This window comes from Elusimicrobiota bacterium, assembly GCA_041658405.1.
Classification (GTDB): domain Bacteria; phylum Elusimicrobiota; class UBA5214; order JBBAAG01; family JBBAAG01; genus JBBAAG01.
Window position 1 is genome coordinate 10657 of record JBBAAG010000009.1, and the last position, 21406, is coordinate 32062.

The 21406-nt window shown below is 41.8% G+C and carries 16 protein-coding genes, 1 tRNA gene and 1 pseudogene; 1 reads left to right on the forward strand and 17 read right to left on the reverse strand.

The genetic code is table 11. From position 1 onward, the window contains the following. Nucleotides 1–185 precede the first annotated feature (185 nt). Nucleotides 186–2963, forward strand: a complete 2778-nt coding sequence (locus tag WC955_03110) for a sugar-binding protein (protein ID MFA5858037.1) — start codon at nucleotides 186–188, stop codon at nucleotides 2961–2963. A gap of 53 nt (nucleotides 2964–3016) precedes the next feature. On the opposite strand, the gene WC955_03115 is transcribed toward WC955_03110, so the two are convergent. The 17 genes and pseudogenes from WC955_03115 to WC955_03195 all read right to left on the reverse strand — a co-directional run bounded on the left by WC955_03115 (nucleotide 3017) and on the right by WC955_03195 (nucleotide 21389). Then, the gene (locus WC955_03115) at nucleotides 3017–3940 is read right to left on the reverse strand and encodes an SH3 domain-containing protein (protein MFA5858038.1); all 924 of its coding nucleotides are present in this window, start codon (nucleotides 3938–3940) and stop codon (nucleotides 3017–3019) included. Further along, nucleotides 3916–4716 carry a hypothetical protein gene (locus tag WC955_03120; GenBank protein ID MFA5858039.1) on the reverse strand — a complete coding sequence of 267 codons (801 nt, stop codon included), beginning with the start codon at nucleotides 4714–4716 and terminating at the stop codon, nucleotides 3916–3918. Before WC955_03120 ends, WC955_03115 begins: the two co-directional genes overlap by 25 nt. A gap of 246 nt (nucleotides 4717–4962) precedes the next feature. Then, nucleotides 4963–6183, reverse strand: coding sequence for an ATP-binding protein (locus WC955_03125; GenBank protein ID MFA5858040.1), 1221 nt, complete (start codon nucleotides 6181–6183; stop codon nucleotides 4963–4965). Between the two features lie 316 nt (nucleotides 6184–6499). Beyond that, on the reverse strand, nucleotides 6500–8125 hold the full coding sequence (gene groL / locus WC955_03130; protein ID MFA5858041.1) for a chaperonin GroEL: 1626 nt from the start codon (nucleotides 8123–8125) through the stop codon (nucleotides 6500–6502). Between the two features lie 42 nt (nucleotides 8126–8167). Continuing rightward, the gene (groES, locus tag WC955_03135; GenBank protein MFA5858042.1) at nucleotides 8168–8464 is read right to left on the reverse strand and encodes a co-chaperone GroES; all 297 of its coding nucleotides are present in this window, start codon (nucleotides 8462–8464) and stop codon (nucleotides 8168–8170) included. Nucleotides 8465–8638: 174 nt separating this feature from the next. Further along, nucleotides 8639–10438 (reverse strand): response regulator, encoded by a 1800-nt coding sequence (locus tag WC955_03140; GenBank protein MFA5858043.1) that lies wholly within the window; start codon nucleotides 10436–10438, stop codon nucleotides 8639–8641. A gap of 81 nt (nucleotides 10439–10519) precedes the next feature. Continuing rightward, complete coding sequence (locus WC955_03145; protein MFA5858044.1) at nucleotides 10520–11314, reverse strand: type III pantothenate kinase; 795 nt, start codon at nucleotides 11312–11314, stop codon at nucleotides 10520–10522. Next, nucleotides 11311–11844, reverse strand: a complete 534-nt coding sequence (locus WC955_03150) for a FumA C-terminus/TtdB family hydratase beta subunit (GenBank protein MFA5858045.1) — start codon at nucleotides 11842–11844, stop codon at nucleotides 11311–11313. Before WC955_03150 ends, WC955_03145 begins: the two co-directional genes overlap by 4 nt. After that, on the reverse strand, nucleotides 11841–12689 hold the full coding sequence (locus tag WC955_03155; GenBank protein MFA5858046.1) for a fumarate hydratase: 849 nt from the start codon (nucleotides 12687–12689) through the stop codon (nucleotides 11841–11843). The genes WC955_03150 and WC955_03155 overlap by 4 nt, the downstream gene beginning before the upstream one ends. A gap of 77 nt (nucleotides 12690–12766) precedes the next feature. Continuing rightward, nucleotides 12767–12839, reverse strand: a tRNA-Glu gene (locus WC955_03160). 28 nt (nucleotides 12840–12867) lie between these two features. Then, the gene (locus tag WC955_03165) at nucleotides 12868–15879 is read right to left on the reverse strand and encodes an ATP-binding protein (protein MFA5858047.1); all 3012 of its coding nucleotides are present in this window, start codon (nucleotides 15877–15879) and stop codon (nucleotides 12868–12870) included. 800 nt (nucleotides 15880–16679) lie between these two features. After that, a pseudogene (dnaA, locus tag WC955_03170) lies at nucleotides 16680–18440 on the reverse strand (chromosomal replication initiator protein DnaA). A 28-nt stretch (nucleotides 18441–18468) separates the two neighbouring features. Beyond that, nucleotides 18469–19122 (reverse strand): deoxyribose-phosphate aldolase, encoded by a 654-nt coding sequence (gene deoC / locus WC955_03175; GenBank protein ID MFA5858048.1) that lies wholly within the window; start codon nucleotides 19120–19122, stop codon nucleotides 18469–18471. A gap of 43 nt (nucleotides 19123–19165) precedes the next feature. Beyond that, entirely contained in the window at nucleotides 19166–19798 is a 633-nt protein-coding gene (locus WC955_03180) for a hypothetical protein (GenBank protein ID MFA5858049.1), read from the reverse strand. A 16-nt stretch (nucleotides 19799–19814) separates the two neighbouring features. Further along, on the reverse strand, nucleotides 19815–20282 hold the full coding sequence (locus WC955_03185; protein MFA5858050.1) for a tetratricopeptide repeat protein: 468 nt from the start codon (nucleotides 20280–20282) through the stop codon (nucleotides 19815–19817). A 25-nt stretch (nucleotides 20283–20307) separates the two neighbouring features. Continuing rightward, nucleotides 20308–20766, reverse strand: a complete 459-nt coding sequence (gene rpiB / locus WC955_03190; protein ID MFA5858051.1) for a ribose 5-phosphate isomerase B — start codon at nucleotides 20764–20766, stop codon at nucleotides 20308–20310. A gap of 17 nt (nucleotides 20767–20783) precedes the next feature. Then, nucleotides 20784–21389: a phosphate propanoyltransferase gene (locus WC955_03195; protein MFA5858052.1), complete on the reverse strand. Its 606-nt coding sequence runs from the start codon at nucleotides 21387–21389 to the stop codon at nucleotides 20784–20786. Between the last annotated feature and the right edge of the window lie 17 nt (nucleotides 21390–21406).

A 21406-nucleotide genomic window follows, 5' to 3' on the forward strand; every position in this document is an offset into this window, starting at 1 on the left:
TAGATATTTTACTCTCAAACCTGTTTATTATCAACACACTGATACCGGGAATCACAAGAAGAACTTCGTAACGTATTAATATTTGTTATACATGTAGACCCCCAAAAAAAACAGGAATTGTGATACAATTTAACCAAAAGCCTGGTGGTTTTTACAAATTTATAATTATCTGGAGGAAAGTAAAAATGTGTAAATCAAACTGTCGCGCAATTACCGTTTTGAAGTTAATGTTTTTAGCAATAATATTGTTTACAGGTATTGCCAAAGCGGACGAAAGTTATAAACCGTCCGTAACTGTTTGGCAAACAAAATCTGCGCCTAAGATTGACGGCGTTATTAACGATACTTGCTGGCAGGAAGTACAACCAATCACAGGGTTCTGTACAATATCTGGTACAACCACAGCTGAAGTACAAACTACTGCGAAACTGTGTTACGACGACAATAACTTGTATTTCGCAATCGTTTGTGAAGACCCGATGGCCAGTACTGCAGTAGCGAAAGCTAAAATACAAGACTATGACGGTTCAGTTTATAATGACGATTCTATAGAAATATTTGTTAGTTCAAACCCTGATACGAGTGTGTACTACCATTTTGTTGTAAACATTTTAAACACAAAGTATGACGCGAAACATTCTGGTAAATCCGATGTACCCGCATGGAATGCGGACTGGCAAAGTGAAATCCGGGTTAACGATACTGGGTGGACAATTGAAATATGTCTTCCTTTTACCGGGTTAGGAATATTACCGCCTGTGCCAGATAACGTTTGGGCATTGAACATTGCTCGTAGCCGTTATGCAAAAGAAGTAGCAGAATTATCCGAATGGTCTCCAACATATGAAGGGTTCCATAACCCGCAACACTTCGGAGTTGTTAAGTTTGGCGATAAACAACCGGTTATTATTGATATTCCCGCATTTAGTGATTCGGATATTGGATACAATAAAGCAAAGTTTGTGGCAACAAACAAAAACACGGTAAACGTTGGCTTAAAAATAGTAGTTGATACCGGATTAGGCGATGACATTAATCAAAAATCAGTACAAACGTTGAATTTAAAACCAAATCAACAGTTAGAAAGTGAAGCCGGGTATGGAATAACTAACCCTGCAGATGACACGCTATGGTTTTCGTTGTATGCTATTAAACTGAATAACCTTATATACCGTCAACGAGTGCCGCTGAAATCAATGCCTAGCTACGATATTGTTAATACCTGCCGTGTAATGAACTCATTGGTACAGAAGAATATATCCGATATAAAAACAGATTTGGAACCGATTACTAAATCGTTGGATAATTGCGAGTCTGAGTTAAACCGGATGGTGGAACAACAAAACGGTGTTTCACGAGAAGAATGGGCAAAAACTGATACGGCAAAAGAGTTGGCAAAACAATGCAAAACTATAGACATGTCGAACATAGTTTTATGGACCAAAAGCCCGATGTTGAAAATTTCGGAATCTGCGCTACCAAATAGTATCAAAGATGTTGAAATTATAGAGTTGTATGCCGCGCAGTCTGAATACGAGTCCACAGTGGTAAACATAACAAATTTGTCGGGCGCACAAATTGACGCACGTGTTATGGTTTCACCTCTAAAAAATGTGGAAACCAAAGAAGAAATACAGACAAAAGATGTTGTTACTACGCACGAGATCGTGTTTGTTGATACGCGGCTCAACACCCGTGAATCCGATGCGTTGCCAATATCTAACCAGATTGGCAGAGTGGTAATACCGTCGCAGCAAACACAGCAGATGTGGTTTAATTATAGGACGCACAACCTTAAACCCGGGGTGTACGAAAACGAAATCAAAGTTGTACCGTTTGATATTAAGTTGCCAACTAAAAAAGTTAAGGTTAAACTTACCGTATGGCCGTTTGTGTTACCCGCGAAAATGCCGATAAATGTGTACCAATGGGACTACGCGAAATGTTCCGCGCAAGTTGATGACCTTTTTGCGCATAAGGTGAATACAATATTGGTGTCCCAACCTGTCCCAATCTTTAACGACGACGGGACTATCAAAACCGTAGATTTTAGTTCAAACGGAGCGCTTAACTACAAAAAAGGGCGGGGCGCGTATCTCGTGTACAGTTACGGAATTTTAAGGGAAGTTAACAGAAGTATTGAGAAGAACAATAAATGGGAGTACATGGGACCTGAGTGGAAACGCGCGTTCAAGAACTATGTTATCGCGTTTGTTAAATACTTGAAAACCCAGGGGATTGGGTACAACGATTTCGCGGTACAGTTATGGGACGAAGCATCCGGCGAAAACGTGGGTAACGTTGTTAAAGGCGGCGCGTTTCTACGCGAGATTGACCCGAATATAATAACTGTGATGGATGGCAATCAAGGAGCCGACCAGTTGACCGCAATGGAACCCTACATAGACATCTGGATTCCACGGATTGAATCGTTAGAGAAACCTGGTGAAAAGAGTGAGAAAATATTAGCGTTTTACCGCCAACAACAGGCGAAAGGCAAACCGGTATGGTGTTATAGTTGTTCAACTAACTGTAAAACATTAAATCCGTTATCGTATTACCGGCTGAAACCGTGGATAGCGTGGGACTTGAAGTTAGACGGCGTATGCTACTGGGCATACAACTCGTGGCGCGGCGACCCGTGGAACGCTTTTGATGGCGGTATGGAAGACGCTGCGGTGATCTATAACATTGACGATTATAAAAACGACGTCAGCCCGGTTACGAGCCGCCGGTGGGAAACCTGGCGGGATGGGTTGGAAGATTATTTGTATCTGCACATCCTCAAGGAACGGATACAAAAACTTGAAGCTGTAAAACCGTCACAAAAATCCGAATTGGTTGTTCAAGCGAAACAGGTGTTGGACGACGCTGTGAAAACTGTGTTGGCAAACAAAACCGACCCTTCTGTGGTAATGGACTACCGTAAAAAAATCGCGGAGATGATTGTTAAGTTGCAGTAACGTCCCTTTTGATAAATGCACTAAATCAACGTCCACCAATACTCAGTGTAAAACTACTTTTTCTTTTTAATTACCTTTATTGGAATAATATTTGAATATATTTTGCCCTTCCAAATATTAAGATTTACAGTCTCCAAAATACCATTATTATTGATTTGTTGATAACTAGATTTTTCATTCGTATATCCTCCAACTAGTTGATACTCTCCTGGTTCACCAATTTTTATCGGTTGAAATATATTACTCGTTAAGTTAATAATATGGCTAGTATTTGTATTTAATTTAATAAAATCTTCTATTCGCCACACATATTTATCCCTACTCACCCAAGGATAAAAACATTTTTTACCAGGATATAGAATAAGAGTTATGCAACACAATCCATGACTAATATTTTTATTAAGATATATTTCTTTATTCATATTAGTTATCGTGAGATTAATATCTATAGGCTCGTCTGTTTCAAAAACATTTTTGTTTGCTTGCATAATTAGTTTTAAGCCGTTAATTGTATTCAGGGTTACATCATGTGTTGTTTGTGGAATAAGCTGTTCTTGTATTGTTATATTTTCAGATAATTGTTGTATCCTTAAAAACTGTCCAAAAACCCAACCTTCATTACGATTTTCTAATTTCACTTTATACCAATAGTTTTCTGTACTATTTACCGTATCTTTACCTGCCGTCCTGTCAATTATTTCAACCACATCACCTTTATTTGTGTGGTCAATTATATCGGAATCTATAATACTTGGTTTTTTTCTTATTCGCACATTGGTTCCTTCTATTATTCCTACATCTTGCTTGTTCGAATAATACTCAACACCACTCTTTTGAACAGTTGTTTTTAATATCGCATATAGAGTTGCGTGAATGTATGTATTGCCTGATAATATAAGTATTAGTACAGTTAAATAATATTTTATTACTTTAATTCTACATAGCTTCATGATTAGCTTAATCTCAATATTTTCCAATTATATTTCCCGTTTGTCTTAATTCCGATTATCGCTTTAATGTCAATTAATGTATCCATCTTACTTATGGTATCATTTACTGAAAAAGTAGCGTAAATATCTCTAATAATTAAATAATAATCATCATTATCCGCAGTAATACTTTGTTTAATTTGTCTTTCAAGATTCACATTTTCAAATGACCAGTTCAACATTTTATTACATAAAATATTATAATGTTCTTCATATTTCAGTAAACATTCTCCATAATTCTTGAAGCCACAAGACAAAAATACTTTTTTATACGGCAACATATTGAATTCACGTTCGCTGATAAGGTATTTTAAAGCAGTGTTTCTGTCTTTTGACTTTATTGCTATAAATACATTTTCTATTAATTCTTGTATTTGAGATAGTATTTCTTGCTCATCTTTATATTTCTGAATACTAATATCCCTGTTCGAGAGATCATTAGCTTCAACATCTATTGAAAACACATAAACCGGCTCGGTATTTGTAAAAACAATAGTAGAATGTCCGGGGTTAGTTGCGGTGATTTTATCTTTTTCTACTTGTATTGTTTTACTATCTGTAATAAATGAATTTAATTTGTTTGTTTTTACAGATTTGGGTAAATCCAAATAACCGTGTTCCCCAACTTTTAGCACAATATTCTTATTAGCAGAGTAGGGAATCCAGCGAATTGATTGCCGCCACTTATAAATTAAAAATAAATTAGATGCTATTAACACAAAACAAAATATTGTAAGAATACTCATTTTATATTTATTAATCATAATCCTCCTGGAGTGCCAAATATGAATTAAACTGGTTATTGGACAGCATGCTGATTTTATATAACATATTTATCCTTTAATTAAACGTTTATTCCCCCAAAAATTGGTCGGAAGTACACACGTACCCGTTCTCTGGATAATAGCTATTATAGTTTTATGTCACTATGAAGTCAAATGTGCGTATTATGAGTGTGTGGTAGCTGGTCACATTAGAAAATCGCATAGGAGATGGGGTGATACTTGAGGTTAGCTCAGTAACAATGATATTGGTACCGCCCAGATTTTGTTTTCCAACTTCAACACTTCTTTTCCGTTATATACCAGGAGCGCGGCAGTACAGTTTTGTGAATTGTTCATATACGCTTTTAATCCAGTAAGGTCTTCGGTACGCCACCGGCTGCCGCTTTTCACTTCTATAGCAATCGTCCGCCCGCCGGTTTCTATAATAAAATCCACTTCATATCGTCCCTGGATGTTCCAGTACGCAATTTCTGCGTTTGGTAAATTTGAAGATATAATACTTGCCAAGTTTTGCGCGGTATAGCTTTCCCATAACGCACCGGAAAACGGGCGCGAACTTTCTATCCCCCGCATACCGGTCAAATAACTTGCTAACCCGGAGTCCGTAATATATATCTTTGGCGATTTTATTAGCCGCGTAGCCGGGTTGCGCAAATACGGCGGAATCCGCTGTATTAGATACGAAGTTTCAAGTAACGAAACGTACCGTATTGTTGTCATTACGTTAAGCTTAGCGTCCCGAGCCAGCTCGCTTTGGTTTAGTATTTGCGTGTTACGGAACGCAGCCAACCGCAGAAGGTTGCGAAACGCGCTGAGATCCGCTACCTGGCTTAAAGACCGGATGTCGCGTTCCACGTATGTTTGTTCATACCCTTTAAACCAAACATCCGGGTTCTTTACACCGCCCAAACATACTGTCGGCATCCCGCCGGTAATAACGTCCCGCCAGGTAATTGTTGTTACGTCCTTTTTTGGGAAATTGCCGGTATCTAAAAACTGTGCGAGTACCGGCGGAGCATTAACGTTCCCGCAAATTTCGCGGTGCGAGAACGGGTACATTGTTAAATACACAGCCCGCCCTGCCAGGCTTTCCGCAATATTTTTTAGTAACGCAAAGTTTGAAGAACCGCTTAACAAAAACTGTCCCGGTTTGCGGTTTTTGTCCACCTTTTGTTTGATGTACGTCAAAAGTTCCGGAAACTTCTGCGCTTCATCGATTGTCAGCGGTTGGGGTGACGATAAAAACTCTTCCGGATTACGGCGCGCGGCGTCCAACACGTTTAGATCGTCAAAACTGTAGTATTTACGGGATTTAAGTTCGTTTTGGTGTAACAAAAACGTGCTTTTCCCGGTTTGCCGCAAACCGGTAAGCACTACCACCGGCATGTTGTCCAGCGCGCCTGCCAACACCTTAGCGATATCCCGCGGCTTATATTTGTGTGTCATAGTTTAACATTGTATGTTATCTTATGACAGGTGTCAAATAAATTATGGAAGCTATTATTTTATTTGTTAATGTATGCGGTAAATAAAAAGGTAACAAAGCGAGTGACGTGTGATGCGAGCGGATTTTAATTCCGACGCAACGTCGGAATTATGGAGCGAGCATCGCCGGCGCTCGCTTTACTAAATTTTGTTAATGCTTTTCAGTAAAAACTGAAACTTTTGAAGTAGCGTCCCCTAACATCTAACAAAAAAGCGCGTAGAGGAGAAAAACACGTTCTCTCCCCCACGCGCTATTACTTTTACGCTTCAGCTGGGATTAATACATCCCGCCGCCATCGGGCGGCATTGCCGGCATCTTATCTTTTTTCTCAGGAATATCAGTGATCAACACTTCTGTTGTCAATAACAACCCGGAGATTGACGCCGCGTTCTGCAAAGCAGTACGCACCACTTTTGCAGGATCCACGATCCCGGATTTTATCATATCCACATATTCCCCGGTTTCCGCATCAAGGCCGAACCCTATCGGGCTGGTACGTATTTTATTCACTACAACCGACCCTTCAAGCCCTGCGTTTTCCGCGATCTGGCGTATAGGCTCTTCAAGCGCACGGCGGACAATGTTAATCCCGGTCTGTTCATCATGATCCACAGCCTTAAGTACATCCAACGCGGATTGACAGTTGAGCAACAATACTCCACCACCGGGAACGATTCCTTCTTCCAAGCCCGCGCGGGTAGCATGCATTGCGTCTTCAACTTTATACTTCTTTGACTTCATCTCGGTCTCTGTCGCTGCACCGACCTTGATAACCGCTACTCCGCCAACGAGTTTCGCTAACCGTTCCTGCAATTTTTCTTTATCATAATCCGATGTTGAATCTTCGATTTGTTTACGAATCTGTGAGATCCGGTCTTCAATCCCTTTTTTCTTACCTTTACCGCCAACGATCGTTGTGTTTTCCTTATCGATCTTCACGCTGGAACATGTTCCAAGCATATCAAGCCCGACTTTATCGAGCTTCACACCGATTTCTTCAGAAATAACTGTTCCGCCGGTAAGCACCGCGATATCCTGCAACATTTCTTTTCTGCGGTCGCCAAACCCAGGCGCCTTAACTGCAGCGCATTTCAATGTCCCGCGGATTTTGTTAACGATCAGTGTTGCTAACGCTTCTCCCTCAATATCTTCCGCAATAATAACGAACATCTTACCGGTCTGCGCAACTTTCTCAAGCAACGGCAGCATATCGTTCATTGCACTGATTTTTTTGTCAGTGATAATAATATACGGATCTTCGAGTTCCGCTACCATAGTCTCTCCGTTTGTTATGAAGTACGGAGATAAGTATCCGCGGTCAAACTGCATACCTTCAACTATATCCACCATAGTCTCAGCAGTCTTACCTTCTTCTACCGTAATAACCCCGTCTTTCCCGACTTTAGAAATTGCATCCGCTAAAAGTTTCCCGATTTCCTTATCATTCGCTGAGATTGACGCGATTTGCGCGATCTCGTCTTTATCCGATTTTACAGGTTTCGCTTTTGCCTTAATTTCTGCTACTACTGCTTCCACAGCCTTATCAATCCCGCGTTTTATATGCACAGGATTCGCTCCGGCAGTAATATTGCGCATACCTTCGGCAATAAATATCTGAGCTAACACCGTTGCGGTGGTTGTCCCGTCACCGGCGATATCGTTAGTCTTCGAGGCTACTTCTTTCACGAGTTCCGCACCCATGTTTTCAAACGGTTCTTCGAGCTCAATATCTTTCGCGATGGTTACGCCGTCGTTTGTAACTGTCGGCGAGCCAAATTTCTTATCCAATACCACATACCGCCCGCGCGGGCCAAGCGTTACTTTCACAGCGTTCGCCAACTGGTCCACGCCGCGTTTAAGCGATTTCATTGCGTCATCCGCAAATTTCAATTGTTTTGCCATTTCTGCTAACCCCTCCCTATTCTAATAATTATTTATTTACTCTTACTTACCTTTTTCCATTACGCCAAGAATATCTTCCTGGTGCATGATAAGGTATTCTTTACCATCAAGCTTAATTTCAGTACCTGAATATTTGCCGTACAGGATTTCATCGCCATCAACGACATCCATCGGTAACAACTTACCGTCTTCTGTACGTTTACCCGGGCCTGTAGCTACGATTTTCCCGCGCTGCGGCTTTTCCTTTGCTGTATCGGGAATAATAATATTCCCTTTCTTTTCTTCCTTCTCCTCCATCGGTTCTACAATTACACGATCACCTAGCGGTTTCATTTTCATACCTTACTTCCTTCCTCCTCCCCTTAAACCTTAAACCACAATTTGTTATGGTTTTTTCAACTACTATAGATGCATTAAACTCAAAACAGTTTCAAATAATTTAGCACTCTTATGTCTAGAGTGCTAAATTTTAGTAAATGATACGTAACCTGTCAAGAACAATTTTTTGAAATACTATTTCTTTACTACAGCGTTAAGTTCAACTACTTTAACACCGGTAGTATCAGTAAGCTTAGGCAAAATCCCTGCGTTTTCTTTTTTCACAATCACTATCGGCGCATCGTCGCCAAAAACAGCTTTTACTGCACTGCGCAACCCCGACGTTCCTCCTCCCAGGACAGAAGAAGACGCTTCAAATAATAATAATATAGGTTTTTTATCAGTAACCAGCGCTTTTAAAACATTATCAAGTTCTTCTTCTCTCATATTTTCCAGTAAACCCTTCATCAAAGCAAACATATTTTTGCTGGAATTAAACTTTACATAAAAACATTTTGGCTGTGAAAGTTCTTCCCCGGCTTCTTCTTCATTCTTTTGTTCCTTATCACCAGCAGCAAACGATTGCACATCTATATTCAAACCGGGAAACTCTACGGCGGGTTCAGAAATTACCGGCTGAAGTTCATTAACCTGAGTCTCAATATTTTCCTGTATCTGTGCCTGCGCTTGTTCTAACGGTGCGGGATTTAATGACGATTCTACCGCTTTCTCAGCCTCTTGCACGGGTGTAGGCTCGGGTTCTACACCAAAAGTAAATCCTGACGGTTTACTGGTTTCGACAGCAGGTTTTTCTTCAGATTTTTCCGGTGATAACGACGTATGTTCGATATCAACCTTCATATCCTCACCGAGATTAAATATTTGTTTCTTGGGTGTACTGAACACCTCCAACCCTTCCGCTTTTGCCGGCGTATCAAACACTGATTTCGCAGCGGGCTTAAACGCGGTATGCTCAATTTCAATCTTTGGTGCCGCCGGTACCGATGTTTCTGCAGCTGGCTCTGTAGCTTTTATCGTACCAATATCAAACACTGAGTTTACCTGTTTATGTGTAGGTGTTACTTCCTTAGCCTCCGGCGATTTTACAGTTGGCGGCACTTGTGCCGGCGCAGTATCAAAAATTGAAGTTTTCACTGCTGCTGTAGGTTGCGGGGTAGAAACACCAAAAACTGATTTCAAAGTAGGCGATGATGAACCCCAGGCAGACTTCTCAGGCTGTGCATGAGGCGGAGTAGCTTGTGTATCACCCATCCCGATCCCGTCTTTTTTTGCAGAGTTCATCTGCGTTAACAACTCTTTTGCGGATAAAACCACCGTAGCACCACTCTCTGGAACTGCTGTACCAAACCCCTTTGATGCAGCTGGTGGCGGCGTTGCACCTACTGAAGGCGGGGTAAACCCCGACAATGTATCTGATAACTTCATAGTTTTTCCGTCACTCGACGGTATTGGCATTTTATCTGCCGATTTTACAGACGGCGGTGTTTCGACAGTATCCGTAACCGGTTTCTTGTTAATCATCCCCGGTTTTATAACAACCGTTGCATCAGAACTAAACCCCGCCGCTTTCTGAGGTTCAATATTAATCGTTCCCTCATCTGACTTCGCCAGAGTACCGATAGTACGGTCGATTGCGTCAATTAAATCATTTTTTTCAAACGGGTTAACCAAAAACTCAGTCACCCCGAGTTTAATCATTTCCTGTACCGCCGGGTCAGGTTTACTAAGAATAATAATTATGGGTACGGTTGCGATATTGGCATCCGCTTTTACACGCTGTACATACTTCACACCAGGCAAATCTTTAAGATCATTATCTGCAATAATAAGATCCGGCGATTCGGTAAACGCAAAACTTGCACCCATCTCGCCGCTGGTAGCTTCAATCAACGCAATATCTTTTCCGTGTAAAGACTTTTGAATATTCTGTATAACACTTTTATTATCAGTTACAGCAACAATTTTTTTTGGCATTAGAACAAACCTCCCAGACACTTTGTTGTTATTTACTATATTATAAATAGTTTATCAATATCGCTGCTTATGTGTCAACACTCACCTTATTACATTTTGACACTCTATCTTGATACCTACAAAACCTATACCCTTTAACACCAGTATCGGATCATAAACGCTATTACCTACAAACCTGAACAATTTACCCGCAGTACCGGTAAGCACAACTTTTATGTTTTTCCCGTATCGCTTCCTAAGTTTTTGCACTAAACCGTCAACTAACGCGCGATACCCATAGATTATCCCAAATCCAATACACTCTTTTGTTGATGATCCTATCCTTATTTTATGACCCACCCCAAATTTTTTCAGCTCAACCGTAGGCAACTGTGCTGTACTCTTAGGCAACGCACCCGCAGCGGTCTGCATCCCGGGTAAAATATACCCGCCGATAAACCGTCCTGTACTATCAACAATGTTAAATGTTAACGCCGTCCCAGCATCAATAACAATACATGGCGCACCGTATAACACCTTACCCGCAACAGCACCCATCAAACGGTCAATCCCGAGTTTATCCGAGTTTTTGTATCTCACCGGTAAAACAGTTGTTACAGAGTTCACATTAAGAATACGCAACTTAATATCTGTTGTACGTGAACACACGTTTTTAATTATTTTAGTCAATCCCGGAACTACGCTTGAAACAAAGACTGTCGCTGGTTTTGGTTTCATTTCACCCAATATTTTCTGTAAACGCGCAATACCTTTATTCGTCCGGAGTTCTTGGTTAAGTATCACATATTTATTAACAACTTTCTTTCCACGAAATTCAGCAAACGCGGTTTTTGTATTACCTACATCAATTGCAACAACTTTACTTAAGCTATTCATTTATCGGTAATATCCCTTCGCCCGGGTGTTATCCCCACAACTACGGGAAACTTTTCTATAACCAACTCGCGTACAGCTTCAGTCCCCAGTTCCGGATACGCAACAACACGGCATTTCTTTATGCACCTGGAATACAACGCCCCGCAACCACCAACCGCGATAAAATACACCGCACCATATTTTTTAAACGCGCTTTTTGTTTTATCAGAACGCCGTCCTTTCCCGATAACCGCGGCTATCCCGCGGGATAACAATAACGGAGTATACTCATCCATTCTCCCGCTGGTAGTCGGCCCGCAGGAACCTATAAGTTTACCTTTTAGCGCAGGGGTGGGGCCGCAGTAATATAACACCGCGCCTTTAAGTTTCAAAGGTATACGGCCACCATTCTTTAATGTATCAACCAACTTCTTGTGTGCAGCATCCCTGGCGGTATACACTGTACCGTAAAGTTCAACAACCTCTCCGGCTTTTAATCCCCGGATAACGTCTTTATTTAGCGGCAACCCAACTTTCCGCGGAGTGATCATAACACCACCTCGCCCGTACGATGGAGGTAACAGTTAATACTCACCGCCACGGGTAAGGACGCGATATGACACGGCTTTTGTTCAATAAATACCGCTAATGCCGTAACTTTCCCACCGAACCCGTGTACACCGATACCTGATTTATTAATCTCCCGGATAATATTTTTTTCCATTATTGCATAAACACTTTTACTGTTCTTGCTTCCTACTTTACGCAACAACGCTTTTTTCGACAGTACCGCCGCGGTATCCAAACACCCTCCAAGCCCAACACCCACCACTACCGGCGGGCATGCACTACTCCCAGCGAAACGCACAGCGTCAACTACATACTTCCCGACTTTTTCTTTTATATTACCTCCGGGGGTTAACATACACGCAACACTTTTATTCTCACTCCCCGCGCCTTTAACCAGTAAAGCTATTTTTACTTTATTCCCGGGAACGATCTCAATATGTACTGCGCCCCAATCCTTAACTTTTTCGAGAGGATTCCGTACCACAGGATCATTAATCACTGATTCTCGGAGCGAATACTTTTTTACAGCACGCGCAAGGCCGGTATTTACCGCAGCCTGAATACTACCGCCGGTAAGGCGTACCCCCTGCCCTAAATCAATGAACACTACAGGAAATCCGGTATCCTGGCATAACGGCACGCCATCTTTTTTTGCGATACTAATATTTTCAAGCATCAAAGAATAAATATACTTCTGCAGTTTACCTTTTTCAGTTAAAGCAGCACGCTTGAGTAATTCATAAATTTTTTTGCCGATACCACGGTTACACTCGCCATACAACCGCTCAACCGCAGCTGCTACTTTTCCTGTATTTATTGTCCGCATATACATAACCTCATCCTTAGTGCTTAAACCCTGTTTTTTTTGTTAATAATTATTACTGTCTCAAACCTGTAAGTATCTGCCCCCAACGGGATTCGAACCCGTGTTACCAGATTGAGAGCCTGGTGACCTAGGCCACTAGTCGATGGGGGCATATTATTTTTGTCAAAGTACAATATGATTATACAACTTTTTCAACTGTACGGCCTTCCTTTTTAGATGCAGGGCTCTTAGATTCTGATAGCTTCAGCATAAACTTAAATTCCGCACCGTGCTCCGGTTCGGATTCCACCCAAATTTTTCCGCCATGCAGTTCAACGATAGACTTAGCAATAGCTAAACCTAATCCTGTACCTCCGATTTGACGGCTGTACGAACTATCCACCTGATAAAACTTATCAAACACTTTATCCTTTTCTTCAACTGGAATACCTATACCTGTATCCTTTATTATCACACACACATAACTTCCCCGAGGTTCAGTCTTAACAGTAATCAACCCTCCCCGCGGTGTAAATTTTATGGCATTATTAATCAAATTATCCACTACCTGCCCAAGCCGCAGGCGGTCGCCAAAAACAAATATACCTTTCATTACTTCGGATTTTAACACAAGTTCCTTATCTTTAACCTGTGTAGAAAAGTTTTCAACCGCGCTATCAACCACTTCATACAAATCAATACTGCTTAACACCATTTTTAACTGCCCGGTTTCTATCCGTGAAATATCCAAGAGGTCATTTATTAACAAGCTCAAGCGTTCAATAGAATTTTCTACAATCATCAAAAACTTACGTTGCTGGTCATTAATCTCCCCGGCCTCCTCTTCCAACAACACACCGACAAAACCTTTTAACGCGGTCAACGGGGTACGCAGTTCATGGCTTACGATAGAGATAAACTCGTTCTTTACCTTATTCAACCGTTCCAGATCTTTATTCATATCCTGCAATCGCCCGTACAACCTCGCGTTTTCTATGATCACCGCCGCCTGATCCGCCAAGTGCTTTCCCAGTTTTACCATATCACGCCCGAACCGTCCTGTTTTACCGGACGTTATCTGCAAAACACCTATATTATGAGCTTCCACTGCCAACGGAAAAATCATTAACGCATTAACGTTTTCATTCAGCTGATACCCGTGACTTTTCGAAGATACCTGCGCATTATTTTCAACCACCGCTTTCCCTGTCCTGAAAACCTCAGCAGAAAAACTCCTGGCATCCGTACCTTCTTTTATATTTGCCCCACTCCCCTGGAGTTCAAGCTCACCGGTTTTATTGTTTAACAACAATATTGCGCAGTTATCCCCTTCAAACGAACGTGAGATTATCCCCAATATCTTCCCTAAAGTTTCCGACAGCACAGGGTCAGACTCAATAGACGCGGAAAGTTCATGCATGACATTGAGGTCATGGAGCCTCTGTTGCAGCTCCGCATACAATCTTACATTCTGTATCATCTCCGCCATCCAGGATATAAGGATTGACAGCAACCTCATGTCTTCCTGATTAAACTTATCCATCAATTTGTTTGCAACAACCAACAACCCTAACGGCTGATTATTCACCGATAAAGCTGAAAGAATAACGGATTCTATTTTTATAATATTTTCATACTCAGAAAACTGAATATTATCCTTTACCGGATCATTACTCATAAATGACTGGCCGGAAGAAAATATCGCAGAAGATACCGTTGACGCCTGGGTTTTTAGATTCACCATAACGCGGCTTACCTGATCATCAGTCAGGTTAAACCCCGACTTTTGAAGTTCCAACTTTTCTTTTTCCTGATCCAAAAGTAAAATCCCTACAGTTTCCACATTCAGCAATTCTTTAATCTTTTTTACAATAGTATCCATCATTGTCGGCAGGTCTAGTATAGCCGATGTATTAATTGCAAGGTCGTATAGAGTGTGTAACTGCCGTACGCGCTGAACAAGCCGATAATTTGTTTGGGATAACTCTTTAGTTGTGACTGAAACTTCGGTCTGTAATTTATTATTAGCCTCCTGCGCCTGTTCATACAACTTAGCACTGCGCAGCGCTTCATTTAAATACTCAACCAAAACCGTCATTTCGTTCACCATTTCTTTTGTGAAACCCTCTTTTTTACGGGAATATATAGCCACCAGGCCAAACGATTGACCCATAACTATTATCGGTAAATATACATATGAACCAATACCTTCTTTTATTAGTACATCATAGAGTACTTCATTCTTGTCTTCTGCAACGTTATCCACCTTTTCAACCGCCATTTTGTCAAGCGCAGCGCCTATGCGCCCTTCATCAACCCCAACCTTGTAGTTATCAACAAAATCAGGTGATAAATTTACGGATTTCCTTACCCTCACCCGCCCATCAACCGAAGCAGTAAACACAGCACAGGAAACATTGTCATAGCGCTGACATATAAGTTCCACCATTCTTGAAAATATCTCTTCAATATCAAGTTTTGAAGTCAGTACCCTCATCCCCCGCATAAGTGTCTCAATCGTATTCCTTGTTTCAGTGGAATAATCAAGTATTCCATTCACGTTCTGCATTAAATATCCGATTTCATCGCCCGAATATTTCTTTATTCTACGCTGACCATCTCCTTTGAGGTACGCATCGATATCTTCTGCCGCCTGGATAACAGTATCCGATATACTGAATTTAAGAACAATAAACATTATGACTGCAAGAATTATGAGTGCAATAGCTGAGAGAAACAGCATTAATTGCATCTGAATAACAAAAAGGTCATGATAGAACTTCTCAAGCTTCAACCTCATCAGCACATTACCAACAACCGTACCGGAATCATTAACCGGGAAAGTAAAACTAAACTCGCGGGCAGCATGTTGCTGATGATTAATCTTATCAGCAACCAATCTATTATTTATATCAAATACCTTGAGCTCGCATACCGTATCCGGCGGAGCAAGCTGAGTTAATATATCAACAAGAATCTCACGTTCCTTAACAGAACCAGCATTATTACTTGCAGAGTTGATTTTTTTTAATAATGGCAGCACCTGCACAACAACTGAATTTCCTTTGTCAATCAACCGTGCGTTAATTTCTGCTTCAAACCTTCGATAAAAAAAGTTTGAAAATACTGTAATCACAATACCATCAACAAGAATCAACGGTATAATAGTCAGTACTAACAGTTTCCAGAAAAGTACCTGGCGGTGCTTCATTTGGTTAACTCACGATGCTTAATCAATGTAATATCCAGCGCAAGGTTTAAATACTTATATTCTTTCCCCAGTTCGTTAAACGGCATAAACTGCAGTGATATCCCTTCATCTTCCATCATTGCAGCAAGCAAATTTGAGAAATCGGTAACATTCATCTCAACATCCGGCGGCGGGCCAAGCACGATAGCTACTTTCACCTTATTTGTTTTGCATAACTCAATAAAGAACGCATAGTTTATCTTTCCAACCACAGGATACGCGCGTTCAAATATGCATTCTAACGCAAGTTTCAGTTTATGCTTTTTAATTACATCGCTAAATTTATTACGAACGGTTTCATATTCCTTTTCCTTTTTTTCGGGATAAAAATACGCAACTTCCACGACATTACTCACTCCGCTGGAACGTGAAGCTTGTTGAGGCTGCTGCGTCATCATAGGCATAGGCTTCATCTGCGGGATAGGTTTTACCGGTGGTGGCGGTGGCGGCGGCGGTACTTGTTGTTGCGGGACAGGTTGCGGCTGCCCAGGCGTTAAATTATATGGTATTCCCGGCGCAACTACATGCTGAACACTCGTCGGTACTTGCGGCGGTTGCGCTACGGGCTGTTGTTGTGGCGGCAGCGGCGGTTGTTGCTGCCTAAGTTCAGGCGCGATTGATACCACTCCCTGTCCTTGAGGAGCCTGTGGGATATTATACACCTGCGGAATCGGTGTCACTTGCCGGGGCACTTGTACGCTTTGAGGAGGATATTGTGGCAGAGGTGTATGCCCGGCCTGTTGTTTCAACATAAGTTCTTCTTCATCATCTGGTATTAAATCCTTAACCACGCTTTTTACAAGTTCCATATTTACTTCCTGCCCCGTAAGCGTAGCATACGCGCTGATACGTTTTAAACATCCTTCAAGCTCGCGGATATTTGACTTCAACTTACTTGCTATATACAACAAGATATTATCTTCCAAATTCAAGTTCTCAGACTCACCTTTTTTCTTTAGTATTGCCACCCGGGTTTCAAGGTTAGGTGATTTAATATCTGCAATCAGGCCCCATTCAAACCGTGAACGTATACGGTCTTCAAGCGACTGCAGCATCTTAGGTGGCCGGTCGGACGTCAGAACAATTTGTTTTCCGTTCTCATACAGGATATTGAAGGTATGGAAAAACTCTTCCTGTGTTGACTCAGATGTTGCGAGAAACTGTACATCGTCGACAAGTAACAAGTCAAGCATACGGTAATGGTCGCGAAACTCCTGCAATTTTCCCCGCCGGATCGCCTCAATCACTTCACCGGTAAATTTTTCGGTAGTAACATACATTATCCGTGTTTCAGGGATCCGTTTTTTTACGTAATGCGCTATTGCCTGCATTAAATGCGTCTTACCTAATCCCACCCCGCCATAAATGAACAGAGGGTTATATATTTTCCCGGGATTTTCCGCAACTGCCATCCCAGCGGCATGGGTAAACCGGTTATTCGGCCCGACAATAAATTCATCAAATGTATATCTCTGGTTTAACTGTAACGACCAAAACGGGTCATCGTCCTGGGGTAACGGTGTTGTAGATGTTGTTTTTGGCTTCAACTTTTGTTGCTGTAATTGCTGCTGTTGTTGTTGCGCCTGCCGTATCTGTACCCGCGCAGCATCCACCTGCGCCTGTGCCTGTGCATGTTCCAACTGCTGCTGTTGTGTCTGTAACTGTTGTATCTGCGCCTGTACCTGTGCTCGTGCTTGTGTTTCAACCTGCTGTTTTTCAGCCATCAGCTTCTGTACCTGCGCCTGGTATTCATCCTTAAGCTCCGCCATTGTACGGTCGCGTTCCTGCTTGATCTTTGCCATCATTTCTTCTTGGTTTTTCTTATCCTGCTCAAGCGCAACCATTTTTTCTTCCAACAACTTCTTCAACCCGTGAAGTTCATCTTCCTGTTGGCTGATATTTGTCCTTAACTGTTCACGTTCCTGTTCAAGTTTTTGTTTTTGCTCTACGCTCTGGCTGTCAATATTTTCTTTTTCCGACTTTACTTGTTTAATAAGGACATCATCTTTTTCCGATAATTTTTGTTTAAGCTCATCAATTTCTTTTTGCCGCTGAGTAAGTTCTTTCGTAAACTCGGTATGCTTATTTTTTATTACTTTTAACTCTTCCACTACCTTGGGATCAACCTGAGTAATAATATTAGATACCGCCGGCCGTGATGCTGGCGGAATATTTACTTCAATAGTATGCTTTTCTTCTCTATTCTTTATATCAACATTAATTGTTGTTGCAGGCACTGCTGTAAAAGGAGGTGCAGGAGGCTGTTGTGCAGCAGCAGAATACTGCGGCCCTGCGATGGATTCCAAAATTTTTTCAACACTTTTCCTTGTTTCTTCGTCAACACTGTAGATATGAAATTCCCAATTAAACCCCTCGTCTTTACACGGGAACGGCCTCCCGCAACTTCCCGGAAGTTTACGGATAATGCTCAATAGTTCCAAATCATCAGCGTTTAACTGAAGTTTGTACCTTTGAGCATCCCGCGCCGTAGGCGCTTTGACTAACCTCCAACGGGTTAACATTCTTTAATATTCAGCTCCTGTGCTTAGATTAATCTGCTGAGACAATAGTAACTCCTGATGACGTACCGATCCGTGTTGCACCGGCGGCAACCATTATCATTGCAATCTCACGGGTCTTCACTCCGCCTGATGCTTTTACGCCCATCTCTTCTCCCACAGTTTTACGCATTAGTTTAATATCTTTCTCAGACACACCGCTGGTACCAAACCCTGTGGAGTTTTTAACAAAATCCGCACCTGCTTCTTTTGCTAACTTGCACGCATAAACCTTTTCATCATCTGTGAGATAACACGTTTCAAGAATAACTTTCAGGACCAACTCCCCCGCTGTTTCTTTTACCGCGCGGATATCTTCAAGTACATAAGCATACTTCCGCGATTTCATCGCGCCTATATTCATTACCATATCCACCTCATTAACGCCTAAAGAAACCGCGTCTCTTGTTTCTTCCACTTTAGCTTTTGTAGTTGTTGCACCTAAAGGAAACCCGATGACAGTACAAACCTTCACTTGTGACCCGTGCAAGAACCTTTTCGCCGCGGATATATTTGACGGGTTAACGCATACACTAAAAAAACCATATTTTTTTGCTTCCTCACACAATTTCGCGATATCATCTTCCGTAGCATCGGCTTTTAAAACCGTGTGGTCTATCATTCTGGCAAGATCCGCGTTACTCATCCGTTCTATATACTCCTTAAACAAACGTTTAATAAAATATTATTTATGCCACTGATGGCCAAAAACTCTTTAATGTGCGCATAAGGTACCGCACTAAACCATCAAGTGTTCCTTGCAGGTCAAGTCCTTCATACACATAATTATTTGACCATATAACACTACCGGTCTGAGTATCGATCATATTCGCCGACACACCTACGGTAGCGTTGGAGACCAAGATCTCACTTTTTCCTTCCACCCCGAACGCCGGCCCGCGGCCATAAATATTCGATCCTGGAATCTCAGTCAGCTGCGACGATACATGCACAACTTTTTGGGTATTAGGACTATTATCTTCCCCTAGATACACGAGATACTTGCGGTCCGGCTGAAACTCAATAACACTGCCGGTGATCAACACAGTAACCCCTGCAAGCCGCGCATTAGTAAGTTCATCCCCTGTTTTTGTGTTAACAATTTTAACATCCACGCCTTTGCTCAACAGGTACCGTACAAACGCATCCTGCACAATTTTACCGGATGAAGACACACTACCTGACGGTGTAAATTCTGTAATTCCAACCGACTTTATCCCATTAAAATTATAATCCTGCCGTATCCCCATTGTATACTGCCCGGTACAGGAAAACTGGAATGTAACCGCGATAAAACAAAAAATGACTAGTATTTTTTTCATTTAATATACCGTAAAACTATTTCTGCCCGGGCTTCGTTTGTTCAGCTTCAAACTTAGCCTGGTTATAATGCTTTTCCGCAAGTTCCCGTGTTTTCTTATCCTTTGTCAATCCGGCAACTTTTAACCACTGTTCTGCTGCCTGCTGCCAGTTACCGTTTTTGTCGTATACCAACGCCAGAGAATACCTTGCCGCTAATGATTCCACCTGTGCTGCCACTGCCAACTCCAAAAACTTTTGTGCTAGCGCATACTCACCGGTATGGGTATAAACAATCCCTAATCCCAGTGTTGCCTGAAAATTTCCAGGGTCTTTTTCCACAACTTTCTTAAACTCTTCTATAGCTTTAGCATACTGCCCGGTATTTGCATACCCAACTGCAGCCTGCACAAGTTCAGGCGTATCAACATCTACGCCCGCGCAATACTGCCCGGGAAATGTTAACACAAAAATTGAGAGTAATACGATCCTGACATTTTTTTTCATTTTAAACATACACTCCATAAAATATTTATTTTAATTTCTTACACCTTTGCTGTTCATACTCTGCAATTTTATTAATCCGCCTCTCATGCCTCCCACCGGTAAAACCTGCAGTGAACCATGTATCAACAATTTTTTTCATATCTTCAATTGACGTAAAATCCGCGGATACAACCAAAACATTAGCATTATTATGCTCTACCGACCTCTGTGCTGCGAGTGGAGTAAGGCATAATGCCGCACGTATACCATCAACCTTATTTGCAGCGATACTCATCCCTATACCTGACCCACAAACAAGTACTCCGCGGTCAGCAAGTTTTTTTGATACATGTTCCGCTACGACAAACGCGTAGTCAGGGTAGTCACATGATTCCACGCTATTCGTCCCCGCGTCGGTAACATCAAAACCTTTTGTGCTTAAGTACTTCCGTAACTCATTTTTTACCGCCACCCCGCGATGATCAGTACCAATAACAATCTTCATTTCCTCATTAGTACCCGTTATTCCTTGCATTCAAGTTTTGTGATAAGCTCAACCTTATCTCCGTTAACCAACCCGCAGCCATTAGCCTCATCGGTATCTATATGGCACTCAAGTGCCATATCTGAACGTACACGGCATACTACATCAGCAAAGATTGTCTCCCTTCCGGTACCAATCCCGGCTTTCACCCAAACCAGCTGTTTATCCTTAATCCCAAATTTCTCAGCATCCACCGGGGTAAAATGCACATGCCTTTTCGCTATAACACATCCTTCATTGATCACAACCTCACCCTTTGGCCCGACAAGTTTTATCTTAGCCGACCCATTAAGATCTCCTGATTCACGTACCGGTGGGTTTACACCAATAGAAATAGCTTCGGTCTTTGATATTTCCACCTGTGTTTTTGATCGTACCGGGCCAACAACGCGTACATCCTTAAGTTCACGTTTTGACCCTACTAAATTAACCTTTTCCTTAGCTGCGAACTGTCCCGGCTGAACGAGGTCACGAATATTTGTCAACACCGCTCCTTTACCAAACAAAATTTCAAGATCCTGTTGTGACAGATGCATGTGGCGGTTCGAAATATTAGCTAAAATCAATCTTTTTTCATTCACCATAAAAACCTCTCTGCGTC